Genomic DNA, 15,783 nt, shown 5'->3' with positions numbered 1-15,783 from the left:
GGCCAGGCCGGCGCCTGTCACGCAGCGCGCGCCTGAACCCGACAAGCTCCCGGCGACAACCCGCCCTCCTGTTTCGCCTGCCGCGCGCCGGCGTGCGAAGGAGCTTGGCGTTGACCCCGACAGCGTGCCCGGCACCGGTGCGCAGGGATCGGTCACGCTGGCTGACATTGAGGCGGCGGCGCACGCGGCGCCGGCGCCGGGCGCAGCCCCTTCTGCGGCGCTGGCAAGCGATCGTCAGAAGGCCATGCGCCAGGCAATTGCAGCCGCCATGAGCCGCTCCAAGCGCGAGATTCCGCACTACTACCTGTCCGAGACGATCCCGATGACCCGGGCCCTGGACTGGCTGCGCCAGCGCAATGAAGGCCTGCCGATGACCGAGCGCATCCTCACCGCTGCGCTCTTGCTCAAGGCGGTGGCCGCGGCTCTGCAGCGCACACCGGAACTCAACGGTTTTTACCGCGGCGGACAGTTCGAACCCAGCGTGGCCGTGCATGCAGGCGTGGCGATTTCGCTGCGCGGCGGCGGGCTGGTGGCGCCGGCGCTGCATGACGTCGGCGCCAAGCCACTGGCGCAGTTGATGCGAGAACTGGCGGATCTGGTCAAACGTGCACGCGCCGGTTCGCTGCGCAGCTCCGAGATGATCGACCCCACCATCACCATTACCAATCTGGGCGAGCAGAGTGTGCAATCGGTGTTCGGCGTCATCTACCCGCCGCAGGTGGCCCTGGTGGGCTTGGGCGGCATCGATGTTCGCCCCTGGGTTGAGGGCGGCAAAGTGCGCGCGCTGCCCTTGCTGTGCGCGACGCTGGCCGCCGATCACCGCGCCTCGGACGGGCACCGTGGCGCCTTGTTTCTGGCGGAGCTGCGTGAGCTGTTGCAGCAGCCGCAAACACTGGCTGGCGCCAGCAGCCCAACCCCAATCCAGCCGGGAGACACGACATGAGCACCGACCGAGCCGCACTGATGGCAATTGTGGTGACATTGCTGCGCGCCATCGCGCCGGAAGTGGAGCCCGGGACACTGGCGCCCGAGCGCCCCTTGCGCCAGCAGGTGGATCTGGACTCTATGGACTGGCTCAACTTTCTGCTGAGCCTGCATGAACGCTTCGGGGTGACCATCCCGGAATCAGACTATGCGGGGCTGGTTTGTCTCAATGACGTGGTGGACTACCTGCAAGCGCGGCTGGGGTGAGATCAGTCCAGCGGCGCTCAGGGCGTCACCTCTCTCTTTGGCCGCCCCACCGTTTGTGACAACAGCACCTGCTGGTCATTGGTCAGCCCCATGGCTTGCGCCAGCGCGTCACGATCCAGCCAGGCGCGAATGACGGTGGCCAGACCGCTTGATGCGCAATACAGATAAACGTTTTGCGCCATGGCACCGGCGGCGGCAAAGGCAAAGGCCTCGCGCTGCGCCGCGGGTACCAGCTTCATGCGCGCGTGGTCGGCCACCAACACCAGGTCAAGCGGCGCCGTGTCGACAAAGTCCTGGTAGCCGGTGACACGGCGCACATCGGTGGCGCTCACCAGATGCAGCGTCTGGGTTGGCGCGGCGTAGCGGTACAGGCCTTCGGGCAGGGCCACGTAGACATCCACTTCCTGGGCATTCATGGCGCTGGGCGCCGTGCGGCCCGCCAACTCGGGACGGTTGATGCCGGCCGCCGCCCACAGCAGATCGGACAGCATCTGCAGCGGCAGCGGTGCGGGGTCGAACTCGCGTTGCGACTGCCGCTGCGCCAGCGCCTGCATCAGCGGCAATCCGCCCGTGGTGTTGGCCGCCGGCAGGTAGGTGGTGCTGGCCGCATCGCCGACGGCAGGCTGGGGTTTGAGTTGCCCGATCAGGCCGAGCGCCATCTTGGTCAGTGTGTTCATTTCTTTCTCATCGCCTCCTCATTGGCTTGCGCCCATCGCGGGCTTGTCTCCGCTATTTCCCCGGGAAAGTCGCCCGCACCAGCCGGCCATCAGAGAGCTGGCACTGTCCCTCGCCACCACCGGACATGCCGCGGACGGGCTCAACCAGGTGAAAGCGGCAACGCATGCGCTGGTTGCCCGGCGACTCCAGGGTCGCCACCACCTTGCCGGAGTAAAAGGTGATGAACTGGGTGGCCGGGTACGGCGGCGATCCCGGACCGCTCCAGTACGGCCAGTCGTACCAGCCGCGATGCCAATGTGTCCACAAGGGTGTCAACATTTCACCCCGCGTCTGCTGGGTGATTTGAAAGAACCGGCCCTGGTAGCTCACGTTGGGCAGCGCCGCGGTCATTGCGCCCGACATGCCGCCGTCCGTGCTGCTCCAACTGAAGGTAACGGGTTCCTCCTGCGCGCCGGGGCCCGCCAACTGACCGGCGCCAAACCCGGTGGTGGTGCAGGCGACCAAAGCCAGCATGAGCACCGGCAGTGCCGCCAATAATCGCGTGATTTTCATGGGTCACTCCAAAATGAAGTTTTGCCAATTTCCTGCCTGCCGACAGGGTCCGGACACGCAGGCGGCCCAGCCACCGCGTGAACCCAGTCTAGGCAAGATGCCTCCTGACGCCTTGTTTTTTCTCAAACCAGGCAACCATACTGCGCACCAATGACTTGAACAGAGGCCAGCCAGTGAAGGATGTTTGGCAAGCCTTATCATGGCGCTCCGATAGCCCCCCCTCAGCAAAGCCCAGCCGTGATAACCCGCATGAACGCCAGACACTTTTTTTTGACCCTGACCGGTGGCCTGTTGGCGCTCGGTTTGGGCGGCTGCACTGCCAAGACCGATGCGCCAGCGCCGGCGGCCTCCAGCAGTGCGCCAGCCAAGGCTTCGGCAGCCGCACTGCCCGCGGTCACGATCACCACCGTGCGCGCCCAACAGCGGGATTTGCCTGTGCTGCACAACGCCACCGGCACCGTCATGGCCTTGGCCAGCGTGGACATCAAATCCCAGGTCACCAGCGTTGTGAGCAAGATTCATATCCAGGACGGGCAATTTGTCAAAGCAGGCGAGCTGCTGTTCACACTGGATTCGCGCACCGATGAAGCAAACCTGGCCAAAGCCCGTGCCCAGCTGGCCAAAGACAACGCGCTTCGCGCGGACGCCCAGCGTCAACTGGCACGTGCCCAACAACTGTATTCACAAAACTTTATTTCACAAGGCGCCGTCGATACCGCACAAGCGCAGTTGGACTCCATGGCGGCGTCGGTGGTGGCTGACCAGGCTGCCATCGAGGCGGCCCGAGTGGCGGTCTCCTACGCCCGCATCAGCGCGCCCAACGCGGGGCGGGCCGGCGCAGTCAATGTCTCCCAGGGCAGCGTGGTGCAGGCCAACTTGACCAGCCTGGTCACCGTCACCCAGCTTGACCCGATTGCGGTGGGCTTCAATCTGCCCCAGCGCACGCTCGCAGATACCCTGGCGGCGCTGAAGAATGGGGGCGCGGCGGTGAAAGCGACCATTGCGGATGGGGGTGCCAGCTTTGTGGGACATCTGAAGTTTGTGGATAACGCCGTCGATCCCAGTTCCGGCTCGGTCAAAGTGAAGGCTGTTTTTGCCAACCCGGACGGCAAGTTGTGGCCGGGCGCTTTTGTTGACATCTCACAGACCGTCAACACCCTCAAGGACGCGGTCGTGATACCGCAAGCGACCATCATTCCGAACGCTCGTGGCACGATGGTCTATGTGGTGGAGGCTGGCAAAGCCGTCCTGCGCCCGGTACGGGTTGTGCTGGCCCAAGGCGATGACGCCGCCGTCACCGGGGTCAAGGCGGGCGAGTCGATTGTGCTCGATGGCAAACAGAATCTGCGCCCCAACTCACCGGTGCTTGAGCAGGCGCGCGCGTCATGAATTTTTCCGAACTTTTTATCCGCCGCCCGGTGATGACGGTGCTGCTCAATCTGGCCATCGTGTTGGCCGGGGTGATCGGTTTCCGGAGCATCCCGGTGGCGGCACTGCCCAGCTACGACACGCCCGTGATCAATGTATTTGCGGCTTTGGCCGGGGCCAATCCCGAAACCATGGCCAGCTCCGTGGCGTTGCCGCTGGAAAAGCAGTTTCAGACCGTGCCGGGGCTCAAAACCATCAGCTCGACCAGCACGCTGGGGCGCACCTCGCTGACGCTGGAGTTTGACGAGGGCCGCAATGTGGATGCGGCAGCGGTTGATGTGCAGGCCGCGCTGCTGCGTGCGCAGCGTTCGCTGCCGCAGGACATGACGGCAACGCCGGCCTACCGCAAAGTCAATCCGGCCGATGCGCCGGTGCTGCTGCTTTCCATGACATCGCCGTCGCTGGCCCCGTCCGATCTGCAGGATTTTGCCGAGCATTTGATCTCACCCACCTTGTCGACCATCGATGGCGTCGCGCAGGTCAATGTTTATGGCTCCAAACGCTACGCCGTGCGCGTGAGCGTGCGCCCCGAGGCGCTGGCACTGCGCAACATCGGGCTCGATGAATTGAGCACCGCCTTGCGTGCCGCCAATGTGAATACCCCCGTTGGCACACTCGACGGCCCGCGCCAGACGCTGATGCTGCAGGCCAATCGGCAACTCCAGAATGCGGCTGATTTTGCTGAGTTGATTGTCAGCACGCGCGGCGGCAGTCCGGTACGGCTCAAAGATGTGGCGCAGGTGGAAGACTCTCTGGAAACGCTCAAGAGCTGGGCCACCTTCAACGGAGAAAACTCGATCACGCTGGCGGTGCAGCGCCAACCCGGCGCCAACACGGTGCGCGTGGTGGACGCCATTCGGCAGGCCTTGCCCAATTTGCAGAGCCAGATGCCGCAATCGGTCAAATTGGTGCCCTTTTTGGATCGCTCGGTCTCGGTGCGCGAGGCCTTGCATGACGTGTCCCTCACGCTGCTGGGCACGATTGCGCTGGTGGTGCTGGTGATTTTTCTTTTTTTGCGCCGCTTTGTGGCGACCATGATCCCGATGTTGTCGCTGCCGGTGTCATTGGTGGGCGCGGTGGCGCTGCTGTGGGGCTTTTCTTACAGCCTCGACAACATCTCGTTGCTGGGCCTGACGCTGGCGGTGGGTCTGGTGGTGGACGATGCGATTGTGGTGCTGGAGAACATCATGCGCCACGTCGAGAACGGCGAGGCGCCATTTCCAGCCGCCCTGAAGGGCGCGCGTGAAGTCGGGTTTACGATTATTTCAATCTCCACCTCCCTGATCGCGGTGTTTATTCCGATTTTCTTCATGCCTGGCGTGATCGGCCTTTTGTTTCACGAATTTGCCGTGGTGGTGGGATTGGCGATCATCGTCTCGGCCTTTGTGTCGCTCACCCTGGTGCCGATGCTGGCCAGCCGCTTTCTGACCGACGAGGCGCACAAAAAACCACCCGGTGCCGTGGTGCGCTCGTTTGCGCGTGGCTTTGATCGTTTGCTGGCCGGCTACACCCGCTTGCTTGACATCGCGCTGGGCCATCGAACCCTCGTGCTGCTGCTGGCACTGGCGACGCTGGTGGGCACGGTGTGGCTCGCCAACATCATTCCCAAGGGCTTCTTTCCGGAGGAAGACATCGGGCAAATCCAGGTTTCCACCGAGGCGTCTGAAGACACCTCGTTCCCGGAGATGGTGCGCTTGCAGGAGCGTGCCGCAGCCATCATCCGCCTGGATCCCAACGTGGCCGCTGTGAGCTCCTTCAATGGCGGCTCGGGTGCGCAGAATTCGGGGCGCATGTTTATTGCCTTGAAACCAGGCAACCAGCGCCAGGCCATGAAAAAAGTGGTTGAAGGCTTGCGCCGCAAATTGCGCGAGGTGGCCGGCATCAGCGTCTTCATGCGCCCGGTGCAAAATCTGCAGTTGGGCGGTCGCCCGAGCAAGGCCCAGTACCAATACATTTTGCAGAGTGTCCGGGCCGATGAACTCAACAGCTGGGCCAGCAAGCTGCAAGACAGTCTGAGCGCCGACCCCCTGTTTCGCGATGTGACGAGTGACGCGCAGTTGCGTGGCTTGCAGGCGCAGCTCAAGATTGACCGCGACAGCGCCAACAAGCTCGGCGTTTCAATTGATGGCATCCGCACCGCGCTGTACAGCGCATTTGGGGAGCGCCAGGTCTCCACCATTTACCTGCCCACCGACAGCTACCAGGTGATCATGGAGGTGCAAGCCGACGCCAAGGAAGACGAACGCGCGCTGGGCGGCATTTACGTACGCTCGAACACGGGCGCCTTGGTGCCGATCTCCAACTTCACCACGGTCGAGCGCACCTTGGGGCCGACCTCCATCAACCATGTGGGTCAGTTGCAAGCCGTCACGGTGTCGTTCAATCTGGCGCCCGGTGCGGCGCTGGGGGCGGCCACGGCCAAAATTGATGCCGCGCGCGCGGCGATCCAGATGCCCTCGTCCATCATCACGAGCTACGGTGGCGACGCCGCGGTTTTCAAAAGTTCACAAGGCAGCCAGTTGGTGCTGATCATTGCCGCCTTGCTGGTCATCTACGTGCTGCTGGGGGTGCTCTATGAGAGTTATATCCATCCGATCACGATCATTGCCGGTTTGCCCTCGGCAGCCGTCGGGGCCTTGGTCACCTTGATGCTGTTCGGACAAGACCTGACCTTGATTGCCACCATCGGGATCGTGATGCTGGTGGGTATCGTGAAGAAAAACGCCATCATGATGATCGACTTTGCCCTCGACGCGCAGCGCCATCAGGGCATGGCGGCGGAGCAGGCGATTCGGGAGGCCTGCATCCTGCGTTTTCGCCCCATCATGATGACCACCATGGCGGCCCTGATGGGCGCGCTGCCGATTGCCCTGGGCCTTGGCGCCGGGGCCGAGTTGCGTCAGCCGCTGGGCCTGGCGGTCGTGGGCGGGCTGGTGTTCTCACAAGCCATCACGCTCTTTATCACGCCGGTGATCTACCTCGCGCTGGATCGTTTTAGCGGCACGGGGCCGGTGCTCACAGCAGAATCCTGAGGCAAGCAGGCGTTGCGCTTCTCCATGGAACTTCAACCAGGAAATGCATTCCAACTTGTTTTGATTTACCTTGATCAGACAACGACAGAGCAAACATCATGAAAAAACTACTTTTATGGTCTGCAGCCATGGTCGGCAGTGGGCTGAGTCTGGCGCAGGAGGTGGGCCATGTCATTTCCGCCACACCCGTCATGCAACAGGTCGGCATCCCGCGTCAGGTGTGCAGCACCGAGCAGGTGGCGGTGCAGCCCGCCAAATCGGGCGCCGGCGCCGTCATGGGCGCCATTGCCGGGGGCGCCATGGGGAACGCCGTGGGTGGGGGCGGCGGCAAAGCAGCGGCCACCATGCTCGGCATTTTCGGTGGCGCCGTGCTTGGCGACCGGATCGAAGGGGCACCGGCAGCAGAGTTTCAAAACGTGCAACGTTGTGCGATGCAGACCTTTTTTGAGAACCGGCCCGTGGCCTACAACGTGGTGTATGAATTTGGCGGTAAACAGTATTCTGTCCAAATGCCGAACGACCCGGGGCCCACCATTGAGTTGCAAATTACACCCGTCGGCGCGGGCACCCAATGGCAGGAACCTGCAACTACGACCAGCTATGTCCAGCCATCCTATGGGCCGCCTGCCAACGTGGTGCTCATGCCCCCCGCCTATACCGGGTATTACGCCCGGCCCTATTACCCACCGGTGGGGATCGAGTTTGATTTTGGCTACCGCGGCGGTCATGGCGGTCGGCGGCACTGGCGCTGAGGCCAGCCGGATATTTATGCCAAATTGGCCTGCAGCCCCCGTCAAATAAGCGTTATGCGCTATAATAAACGTAGCATCTGAGTTGCCATGCCGCAGGCGCGCCGGACTGCTTGAAAAACCTATCCGACGGTCAATACTCCCGACCGCCAGAGCCAGACAATCGCGAGCGTCATCAGCGTCACCGGAACGCCAACCCGGGCATGGGCCCTCCAGTCGATGATCACACCACTGCGTTGCGCCAGATCGACCACGATCAGGTTGGCAATCGAGCCGACCAGCAGCAGGTTGCCCGCCAGGGTGCTCACCAGCGCCAGTGTGACGCCGGCCTCCATACCCTTGAGGTGGGGCAGCAGCAGCATGACGGCCGGCACATTCGACAGCAGGTTCGACAAGCCCACGCCAGCCACGAACAGCGGGCCGGGATCAGCCAGGTGCACGCCTCGCGCACCCAGCCAGGCGACCGCTTGCGCGGCCAGACCGGTGGATTCGAACGCATGGTTGACCACGAACAGGCCCATGAACAGCACCAGCACATCCCAGTCAACCAGCCCCATGACGTGTGAGGAATGAAAGCGCCGACTCAGCAGCAGCACACCGGCGCCGACCAGAGCCGCGACCTCACGCGGCCAGTCGGTGAACAGAAAAACCAGCAGCAGCGCCGCGGCAACAACCAGGCCCTTGATGGATTGCCAGGTGTCCAGCGGCGGCTCCGCCCTGAGCTCGACAACGCCAACAGGCGCCAACGCCGCCTTGGGCAAACTTGCCACCCGCGCCTGCGGCCCCCACACCAACCAGACCCACAGCACCGCCAGGCTCATGAACACGGGCGGCAAGGCCTGGCGCACGTAGGCGCCGAAGGGCAGCTGCAGCACCGAGCCGATCAACATGTTTTGGGGGTTGCCGATCAGCGTCGCGGCGGAGCCGATATTGGCGGCGCAGGCCAGGCCCAGCAAGAACGGTACCGGGTCCAGGCGCCGCTGCAGGCACAGGCGCGCCACCACCGGGGTCATGGCCAAACACACGATGTCATTGGAAAACACGGCCGACAGCGCCGCCGCCACGGCAATCAGTGCGGCCAGCAGGCCACTGCGCCCGAGTGGCAGGGCTGCCACCCGGTGCGTCACCGTGGTGTAAAAGCCGCCCAGGCGCATCTGCGCCGACAGCACCATAAAAGAAAACAGCAGCAGAACGGTCGGCCAGTCCACCGCTTGCGCGGCCTGCCCGGTAGTCATCACCCCCAGGCCGATGACGCCAATCGCCCCCAGCAAGGCCACACCCGAGCGGTCGAGCTTCAGGCGCGGCAGGCCACCCAGAATCATGCCGAGGTAGACCGTGACAAAGATCGCGACCACACCCCAATCAGGCGCGCCGTGGCCGAGCATCATGATTCAGCCCAGTCAGGCGAATGAAGCGGGTTGAAAGTCAGCGTCAAATTGGGCAGCACGATACGCAACGGATTGATTGGGTTAAACCCGGATTGTCCATGAGGCCAAGCTGCGTTGATGTTCCAATGCCTGGACCATGAATGAAAAAATCCGCCAGTTACTCGACCAGATGAGCGCGCTTGAAGACGATTTGCGGCGTGAGGTGCAGGCGCAGGAAGCCAGCGCCCTGTACAAGATCAAGGGCAAGCGGGTCGAGTTCGAGGCCGCCGTCCGCCAGGCGCATCGCCAGCTCAAAACCAGCTTTTTCCGCTGGCTGGTGACAAACCGGCCGCAAAACCTGATCACCGGGCCCATCATCTACAGCATGATCGTGCCGATGGTCATGCTGGACCTGTGTGTGAGCTTTTACCAGGCCACCTGTTTTCCGATCTACGGCATCACCAAGGTGCGCCGTGGCGACTACATCGTGTTCGACCGCCAGCAGCTGGGCTACCTCAACTTCATTGAGAAGTTTCATTGCACTTACTGCGCCTATGGCAACGGCCTGATCGCCTATGTCGGCGAGATCGTCGGGCGCACGGAAGAGTATTTTTGTCCGATCAAACATGCGCGCAAGATGCTGGGCGCCCATTCACGCTATGCCCGCTTTCTGGGCTACGGCGAGGCGCAAGACTATGAGGCCAAGCTGGAACGATTCCGCGTCGGACTGGGCGACAAACAGCCACCCGAGCGCAAATAATGGGCTGCGGCCGTCAAACAAGCCTGCTTTTGGGCCCTTTTTCCGCGATGGCTGAGCCGCTGGCAGGCCCATAATCGCCAAAAACCACCAAATTCCAGGAGATCCGATGACATTGCAGTACCAACTCAAAGAGGGCAACTACCATTTGTACGACCTCAGCAGCCCGGCAAGCAAGGTCACCGGTGAGCACCGGCTGCGACTCCGTACCGACACCGTGGCCATCGCATTTGACGCCAGCACCGGCGCGCTGCACGAGCATGGCAACCCGGCGCGGATTCATTCCTGGGCGACCACGGCGCGGCGGCGGCTGCGCGCGGCCGGCTCACTCGACAGCGCCAACGACATCGTGGTGGTCTCCGGCCCGCTGCCGGTCGATGAGATCAACAAATGCCTGCGTGTCGAAGGCTACTGTCGGCGCATGTTCACGCGGTTGGCGACGCTGCCGCACGGCAAGCTGCTTGGGCGTCAGGCGGCATAGTAAATTCTGCTTTTCATCTGACCTGGAGAATTTGGCTTTGATTCACAAGCAAGTCGGTTTTATCAAGGGTGACATGCTCGGCATCTTGCTCGGTGGCGTCACCCTGGGCGGCCTGCTTTTGTATGGTTTGGTCACGCAACAGCCCCTGCCCCTCTGGCCCGCCATCATCGTCGGCTTGGTGAACCTGGTGGCCGCGGCCAACATTGTCCGCAACGTCAAAAAAGCCAAAAAAGCCGCCCAGGCGCAAGCCCGCACCCCCAACAACAGCGATTGACCTGGCCCCGTCAGCCCGTGCCAGCGCTGACGCCCCTGTGTGCTGCCAGCAGGCAGTCCCGAAACGCGCGACTCACGCGCGACGGCTGCGGTGAGGCGCGCACGATGCTGAAAAAGCTGCAGCTGTAGCGAAACAAGGCGGGCTTGACCGCGCGCATCTGCCCGTTGCGCACAAAACCGTCGGCGTAATGATCGGGCAGAAACCCCAGGTAATTGCCGGACAGAATGAGCGTGGCGATGGACTCCTGGTCGTAGCCGGTGGCCTTGCGCACCAGGTGCACCCGCTGGCTGATTTCCATGTTGGGCGAGTGGTAGCCCAGACCGGCAAAGGCATGCTTGCGCAGCGCGTCCCAGTCAGCGGGCTCCTGCACGGCTTGACCGTCCGGGAACAGGGCATGTTGCGCGCCGCAGTACAAAAACATGGTCTCGGTAAACAGCTCGTCATACGTCAGCGTATCCGAGCTGCGGTGCCCCGGAATGACACCGACCTGGAACTGCCCATCGAGCACGCCACGCTCAATCGTGTTGAGCGGCGCCACATGCAGGTGCAGACTCACATCGGGCGCCCGCTCGGCAAAGCGCGCGATGGCTGAACTGATATGCGCTGCGGGGTTGCTGGCCGTCTTGTCAAAGACCGCAATGTGCAGCTCGCCGCCCATGCGCTGGTGGATTTCGTCCACGCGGCTGCGAAACGCGTCCACCCCGGCCAGCAGGCGTAGCGTCTCGGCATAGATTTGTTCACCCTCCGCGGTCAGCGCAAAGCCGGCCCGGCCGCGCCGACACAAGGTGAGCCCGAGGCGGGTTTCCAGGTCCTTGATATGGCGACTCACCGTCGAGACGCCGATGTTGAGATCCAGCTCGGCCGCGGCCATGCCGCCACACTCGGCCACACTTTTGAACACGCGCAGCAGGCGAATGTCCATATCGCTCAACTGGCCCAGCGCGGCCCGGCTCTTTACTTGCATAGATTACCCACTTGGTAGTGATACTTAGACAATTACAAGAGTAACAGAGCGGTTCAGAATCGCCAACTACCGCTTCTTCCAAAACTTGGCGGGATAGATTCTGGCGCCCCTGCCGCCAGCGCTGTCCCGCTCACCAGGAAACACCATGAAGATGAACGACGCTCAAACCCTGGCCACCCCCCGCCTTGATGCGGCCTGGCTCGATGCCCACTGGATGCCTTTTAGCGGCAACCGTGAATTCAAGGCCAACCCGCGCATGATGGCCAGCGCCAAAGGCTGCTATTACACCGACAGCCATGGCAAGCCCATTTTTGACGGACTCTCGGGTCTGTGGTGCTGCGGCCTGGGACACGGGCGCAGCGAGATCACCGAAGCGGTGAGCCAACAGATGGCGACGATGGACTACTCACCCGCCTTCCAGTTTGGTCACCCGCTGTCGTTTGCGCTCGCCAACAAGCTCAAGGAGTTGACCCCGGCCGGGCTCGACTATGTGTTTTTTACCGGATCGGGCTCCGAGTCGGCCGACACCTCGCTCAAAATGGCCCGTGCCTACTGGCGTGCCAAAGGTCAGGCCACCAAGACGCGCCTGATCGGGCGCGAAAAAGGCTACCACGGCGTCAACTTCGGCGGTGTTTCGGTCGGCGGCATCGGCGGCACGCGCAAGATGTTTGGCCAAGGCATCGAGGCCGATCATCTGCCCCACACCCAGTTGGCCGGCAATGCGTTCTCACGCGGCATGCCGGACAAGGGCGCCGAGTTGGCCGATGATCTGCTGAACCTGATCGCGCTGCACGACGCCAGCAACATTGCCGCCGTGATCGTCGAACCGTTCTCGGGCTCGGCTGGCGTCATCATTCCGCCCAAAGGTTATTTGCAGCGCCTGCGTGAGATCTGCACCGCCAACAACATCCTGCTGATTTTTGATGAAGTCATCACCGGATTTGGCCGCGCGGGCGCCTACACCGGCGCCGAAGCCTTTGGCGTGACGCCTGACATCATGAATGTGGCCAAGCAGATCAGCAACGGCGCGCAACCGATCGGCGCGGTGCTGGCCAAAAAAGAAATCTACGACACCTTCATGGCGGCGGGCGGGCCCGACTACATGCTGGAGTTTGCCCACGGCTACACCTACTCGGCGCATCCGGTGGCGTGCGCAGCGGCACTGGCCACGCTCGATATTCTGGTGAAAGAAAACATGATCGACAAGGTCAAGGCATTGACACCCCATTTCGAGAACGCGGTGCACAGCCTCAAAGGCGCCCGCCACATCACCGACATCCGCAACTACGGGCTGGCCGCGGGCTTCACCATCGATGCTTTGCCGGGCGAGCCTGCCAAGCGACCGTTCGAAATTGCCATGGCGATGCTGAAAAAGGGCTTTTATGTGCGCTACGGCGGCGATACCATTCAACTGGCCCCGCCTTTCATCTCGACCCCAGCCCAGCTTGACAGCCTGGTCAATGCGCTGGGCGAAACCATCAACCAAACTGCTTGAAACCGCCTCTTATGAATGAACTTCCACTAATCCAACATCTGATCGACGGCCAGCTGGTCGCGGGTGGCACTCGCTCGGCTGACGTTTTCAACCCCGCCACCGGTCAGGCTGAAAAACGCGTGCTGCTGGCCGACAAACACACGGTCGAGCAAGCCATTGCCAGTGCCCACGCCGCCTACCCGGCCTGGCGCGCGACGCCGCCGCTGAAACGCGCGCGCGTCATGAGCAAGCTCAAAACACTGCTGGAAGACAACGCCGAGCAACTCTGCGCCCTGCTCACCGCCGAGCACGGCAAGGTGCTGAGCGACTCCATGGGCGAGTTGCAGCGTGGCATTGAAAACGTCGAATACGCCTCTTATGCGCCCGAACTGCTCAAAGGCGAACACAGCAAGAATGTGGGTCCGTCCATGGACTCGTGGAGCGAATTCCAGCCGCTGGGCGTCACCGCCGGCATCACCCCGTTCAACTTTCCCGTCATGGTGCCGCTGTGGATGTGGCCGATGGCGATTGCCTGCGGCAACACCTTTGTGCTCAAACCGTCCGAGCGCGACCCCTCAAGTGCCTTGTTGGTCGCCGAACTGGCGCTGCAGGCCGGCCTGCCACCGGGCGTGCTCAATGTGGTCAACGGCGACAAGGAAGCGGTGGATGCGCTCTTGACCGACAAGCGCGTGCAAGCCATCAGCTTTGTCGGCTCGACCCCGATTGCCGAGTACATCTATGCCACCGGTTGTGCCCACGGCAAACGCGTGCAAGCCCTGGGCGGCGCCAAGAACCACGCGGTGGTGATGCCCGACGCGGACATCGCCAATGCCGTGAACGCCTTGATGGGCGCGGCTTACGGCTCGTGCGGCGAACGCTGCATGGCGATTCCGCTGGTCGTCGCCGTGGGCGATGCCACCGCCGACGCGGTGCTGGCGGGCCTGAAAGCCGAGATCGCGAAAATGAAAGTGGGCCCCGGCATCGATAGCGCCAATGACATGGGACCGCTGGTCACCAAAGCGCACCTTGACAAAGTCAAGGGCTTTGTGGACCAGGGTGTCCAAGAGGGCGCCACGCTGGTGGTGGATGGCCGCAATGTCAAGGTGGCGGGCCATGAGAGCGGCTACTTCATGGGCGCTTGCCTGTTTGACCACGTCAAGCCTGGCATGAAGATTTACCAGGAGGAAATCTTTGGCCCGGTGCTGGGTGTCGTGCGCGTCAAGACCTTGCAGGAAGGCATGGACCTGATCAACGCCCACGAATACGGCAACGGCACCTGCATCTTTACCCGCGACGGCGAAGCGGCCCGCTACTTCAGTGACCACATTCTGGTCGGCATGGTTGGCGTCAACGTGCCGCTGCCGGTGCCGGTGGCGTATCACTCGTTTGGCGGCTGGAAGCGCTCCTTGTTTGGTGACCTGTCAGCTTACGGGCCGGATGCCGTGCGCTTCTACACCAAGCGCAAGACCATCACCCAGCGTTGGCCCTCAGCGGGGGTGCGTGAGGGGGCGGTCTTCAGTTTTCCGACCAATCGCTAGTGCGGCGGCGCTCAGGCGCGCGTCGTCAAAAATCGGTTAAGCTGTGCGCCTGAAACGATCTATCGTGGGGCCGGTAGCTCAGATGGGAGAGCGCTGCGTTCGCAATGCAGAGGTCAGGAGTTCGATCCTCCTTCGGTCCACCATCCCTTAAATTTCAATCAAGGACTCGGCTGTCCCCGGAAGCATAAGCGTGCCGCTTCGGAACACTTATTCTTCGTTTTCAGGGCGGAACGTTTATCCTTCCACCCACCGGCAGATGGCAATGTTTGTTTGTAAGCACTCAAGGAGCAGTTTATTGCTTGAGAATGCTGGAGAGCGTTCAGATTCAACCAAACTGAGTTGTGCCCAGCGGAACGTTTATGCTATTTCAGGTACAGAATTGCTTCTTGATTAGCATTTTTGATACCGTATCCAACGAAGATTTGGGAACCGCAACCGAAAGAGTATCCAGGCTGTCTTTTGCTACCCCGCAGTTGCTAATAGAACCTGAGAAATCCAAACCGCAAAGGGTTGCAAGTTGTTGGTCGGCAATATGAGCACGATTCCAATGACCGCAGCGGCACCCGCAACGGCAACAACCCCATTTTCAGATACTACCCCGTCAATACTGAGTCGGCACGCGCAGCTCTAGCTTCTAAAAACCGAAGACAGAAATGCCGTTGTCATCCATTGCTATTTTCATAACCATTGTCATTTTTATGACAATGAACAGCAATGGAGTGGTCGCCTTCTGCTTAAAAAACATCAAACAAGCGATAGGCCGTGCGCCGTTGCACCTTGGACAGGGATGTCGCTCTGTTTCCACCCAATTTTGCAGCGTACAGCCATTCCATGGTATTTGATTCCCCATTGGGTCATGGTTCAGTATGAATGAGGGATGTTACAAAATTGTTCGCACGGGTTATGGCACCGTAATCCGCGTAAGGAGTCCTGAAAACAGGGGCAAGGTCAATCTGGTGTTTAATCGTAAGATGACGCCGTTTTTTTATCTGAGCATTCTGGTGATCTTTAGCTATGTGGGTGAACCTAGCTAACGATCCCTACTTGATTCGTTGTTTGTTTATGGCGGCATCCATCAGAAATTCATGGCTTCTGCCACAAAATTCGTTGAAATTCAAGGGTTAAGTCCCATAATTCGCTACATGGCCACTTACAACACAAGCCTCGTCGCTAATGCAGAGAGTCTTTTGCCTGGCGGTCGCGGGCTAAAGAGCTGAATCAAAACTGGGGCGGCCGTTCCGCGAACGGTAGGCAAAAGATCCCGTTGGACTAAGCCGCCACTCGAGACGGTGGCGTGC

Annotated in this window: 14 protein-coding genes and 1 tRNA gene; 11 read left to right on the top strand and 4 right to left on the bottom strand. The window is 61.5% G+C overall.

Annotated elements, in window-relative coordinates:
* Both WA157_RS04165 and WA157_RS04160 read left to right on the top strand, forming a co-directional pair.
* Positions 1 to 943: dihydrolipoamide acetyltransferase family protein (locus WA157_RS04165; RefSeq protein WP_422619760.1), on the top strand; the 943-nt coding region annotated here is incomplete at its 5' end.
* Positions 940 to 1,191, top strand: coding sequence for an acyl carrier protein (locus WA157_RS04160; protein ID WP_422619759.1), 252 nt, complete (start codon positions 940 to 942; stop codon positions 1,189 to 1,191). The genes WA157_RS04165 and WA157_RS04160, both read left to right, overlap by 4 nt.
* A 17-nt stretch (positions 1,192 to 1,208) precedes the next feature.
* Here WA157_RS04160 and WA157_RS04155 read toward each other — a convergent pair whose 3' ends face one another.
* Positions 1,209 to 1,868 (bottom strand): nitroreductase family protein, encoded by a 660-nt coding sequence (locus WA157_RS04155; protein WP_422619758.1) that lies wholly within the window; start codon positions 1,866 to 1,868, stop codon positions 1,209 to 1,211.
* Positions 1,869 to 1,920: 52 nt separating this feature from the next.
* A complete protein-coding gene (locus WA157_RS04150) occupies positions 1,921 to 2,421 on the bottom strand; it encodes a hypothetical protein (protein ID WP_422619757.1) in 501 nt (166 codons plus the stop codon).
* A gap of 249 nt (positions 2,422 to 2,670) precedes the next feature.
* On the opposite strand from WA157_RS04150, the gene WA157_RS04145 reads away from it, so the two are divergent.
* From WA157_RS04145 to WA157_RS04135, 3 genes are all read left to right on the top strand, one after another.
* On the top strand, positions 2,671 to 3,810 hold the full coding sequence (locus WA157_RS04145) for an efflux RND transporter periplasmic adaptor subunit (RefSeq protein WP_422619756.1): 1,140 nt from the start codon (positions 2,671 to 2,673) through the stop codon (positions 3,808 to 3,810).
* Complete coding sequence (locus WA157_RS04140) at positions 3,807 to 6,881, top strand: efflux RND transporter permease subunit (RefSeq protein WP_422619755.1); 3,075 nt, start codon at positions 3,807 to 3,809, stop codon at positions 6,879 to 6,881. The genes WA157_RS04145 and WA157_RS04140 overlap by 4 nt, the downstream gene beginning before the upstream one ends.
* A 98-nt stretch (positions 6,882 to 6,979) precedes the next feature.
* A complete protein-coding gene (locus WA157_RS04135; protein WP_422619754.1) occupies positions 6,980 to 7,633 on the top strand; it encodes a glycine zipper 2TM domain-containing protein in 654 nt (217 codons plus the stop codon).
* Between the two features lie 119 nt (positions 7,634 to 7,752).
* Here WA157_RS04135 and WA157_RS04130 read toward each other — a convergent pair whose 3' ends face one another.
* On the bottom strand, positions 7,753 to 9,018 hold the full coding sequence (locus WA157_RS04130) for an SLC13 family permease (RefSeq protein ID WP_422619753.1): 1,266 nt from the start codon (positions 9,016 to 9,018) through the stop codon (positions 7,753 to 7,755).
* A gap of 136 nt (positions 9,019 to 9,154) precedes the next feature.
* Between WA157_RS04130 and WA157_RS04125 the strand changes: the two genes are divergently transcribed.
* The 3 genes from WA157_RS04125 (at position 9,155) to WA157_RS04115 (ending at position 10,509) form a co-directional block, all read left to right on the top strand.
* A complete protein-coding gene (locus WA157_RS04125) occupies positions 9,155 to 9,757 on the top strand; it encodes a hypothetical protein (RefSeq protein WP_422619752.1) in 603 nt (200 codons plus the stop codon).
* A 106-nt stretch (positions 9,758 to 9,863) separates the two neighbouring features.
* Positions 9,864 to 10,235, top strand: a complete 372-nt coding sequence (locus WA157_RS04120; protein ID WP_422619751.1) for a hypothetical protein — start codon at positions 9,864 to 9,866, stop codon at positions 10,233 to 10,235.
* Between the two features lie 37 nt (positions 10,236 to 10,272).
* Positions 10,273 to 10,509, top strand: a complete 237-nt coding sequence (locus WA157_RS04115; protein ID WP_422619750.1) for a hypothetical protein — start codon at positions 10,273 to 10,275, stop codon at positions 10,507 to 10,509.
* A 10-nt stretch (positions 10,510 to 10,519) separates the two neighbouring features.
* On the opposite strand, the gene WA157_RS04110 is transcribed toward WA157_RS04115, so the two are convergent.
* Complete coding sequence (locus WA157_RS04110; protein WP_422619749.1) at positions 10,520 to 11,473, bottom strand: LysR family transcriptional regulator; 954 nt, start codon at positions 11,471 to 11,473, stop codon at positions 10,520 to 10,522.
* 145 nt (positions 11,474 to 11,618) lie between these two features.
* On the opposite strand from WA157_RS04110, the gene WA157_RS04105 reads away from it, so the two are divergent.
* The 3 genes from WA157_RS04105 to WA157_RS04095 all read left to right on the top strand — a co-directional run bounded on the left by WA157_RS04105 (position 11,619) and on the right by WA157_RS04095 (position 14,628).
* Complete coding sequence (locus WA157_RS04105) at positions 11,619 to 12,968, top strand: aspartate aminotransferase family protein (RefSeq protein ID WP_422619748.1); 1,350 nt, start codon at positions 11,619 to 11,621, stop codon at positions 12,966 to 12,968.
* Between the two features lie 11 nt (positions 12,969 to 12,979).
* Entirely contained in the window at positions 12,980 to 14,485 is a 1,506-nt protein-coding gene (locus tag WA157_RS04100; RefSeq protein ID WP_422619747.1) for a CoA-acylating methylmalonate-semialdehyde dehydrogenase, read from the top strand.
* 67 nt (positions 14,486 to 14,552) lie between these two features.
* Positions 14,553 to 14,628: transfer RNA gene (locus WA157_RS04095), tRNA-Ala, on the top strand.
* The last annotated feature ends 1,155 nt before the right edge of the window (positions 14,629 to 15,783 follow it).

The sequence above is a fragment of the Rhodoferax ferrireducens genome, assembly GCF_049302455.1.
In the GTDB taxonomy this organism is placed as follows: domain Bacteria; phylum Pseudomonadota; class Gammaproteobacteria; order Burkholderiales; family Burkholderiaceae_C; genus Rhodoferax; species Rhodoferax ferrireducens_B.
The sequence above is the reverse complement of the archived record's forward strand: the minus strand, read 5'-3'. Positions and strand labels throughout refer to the sequence as shown.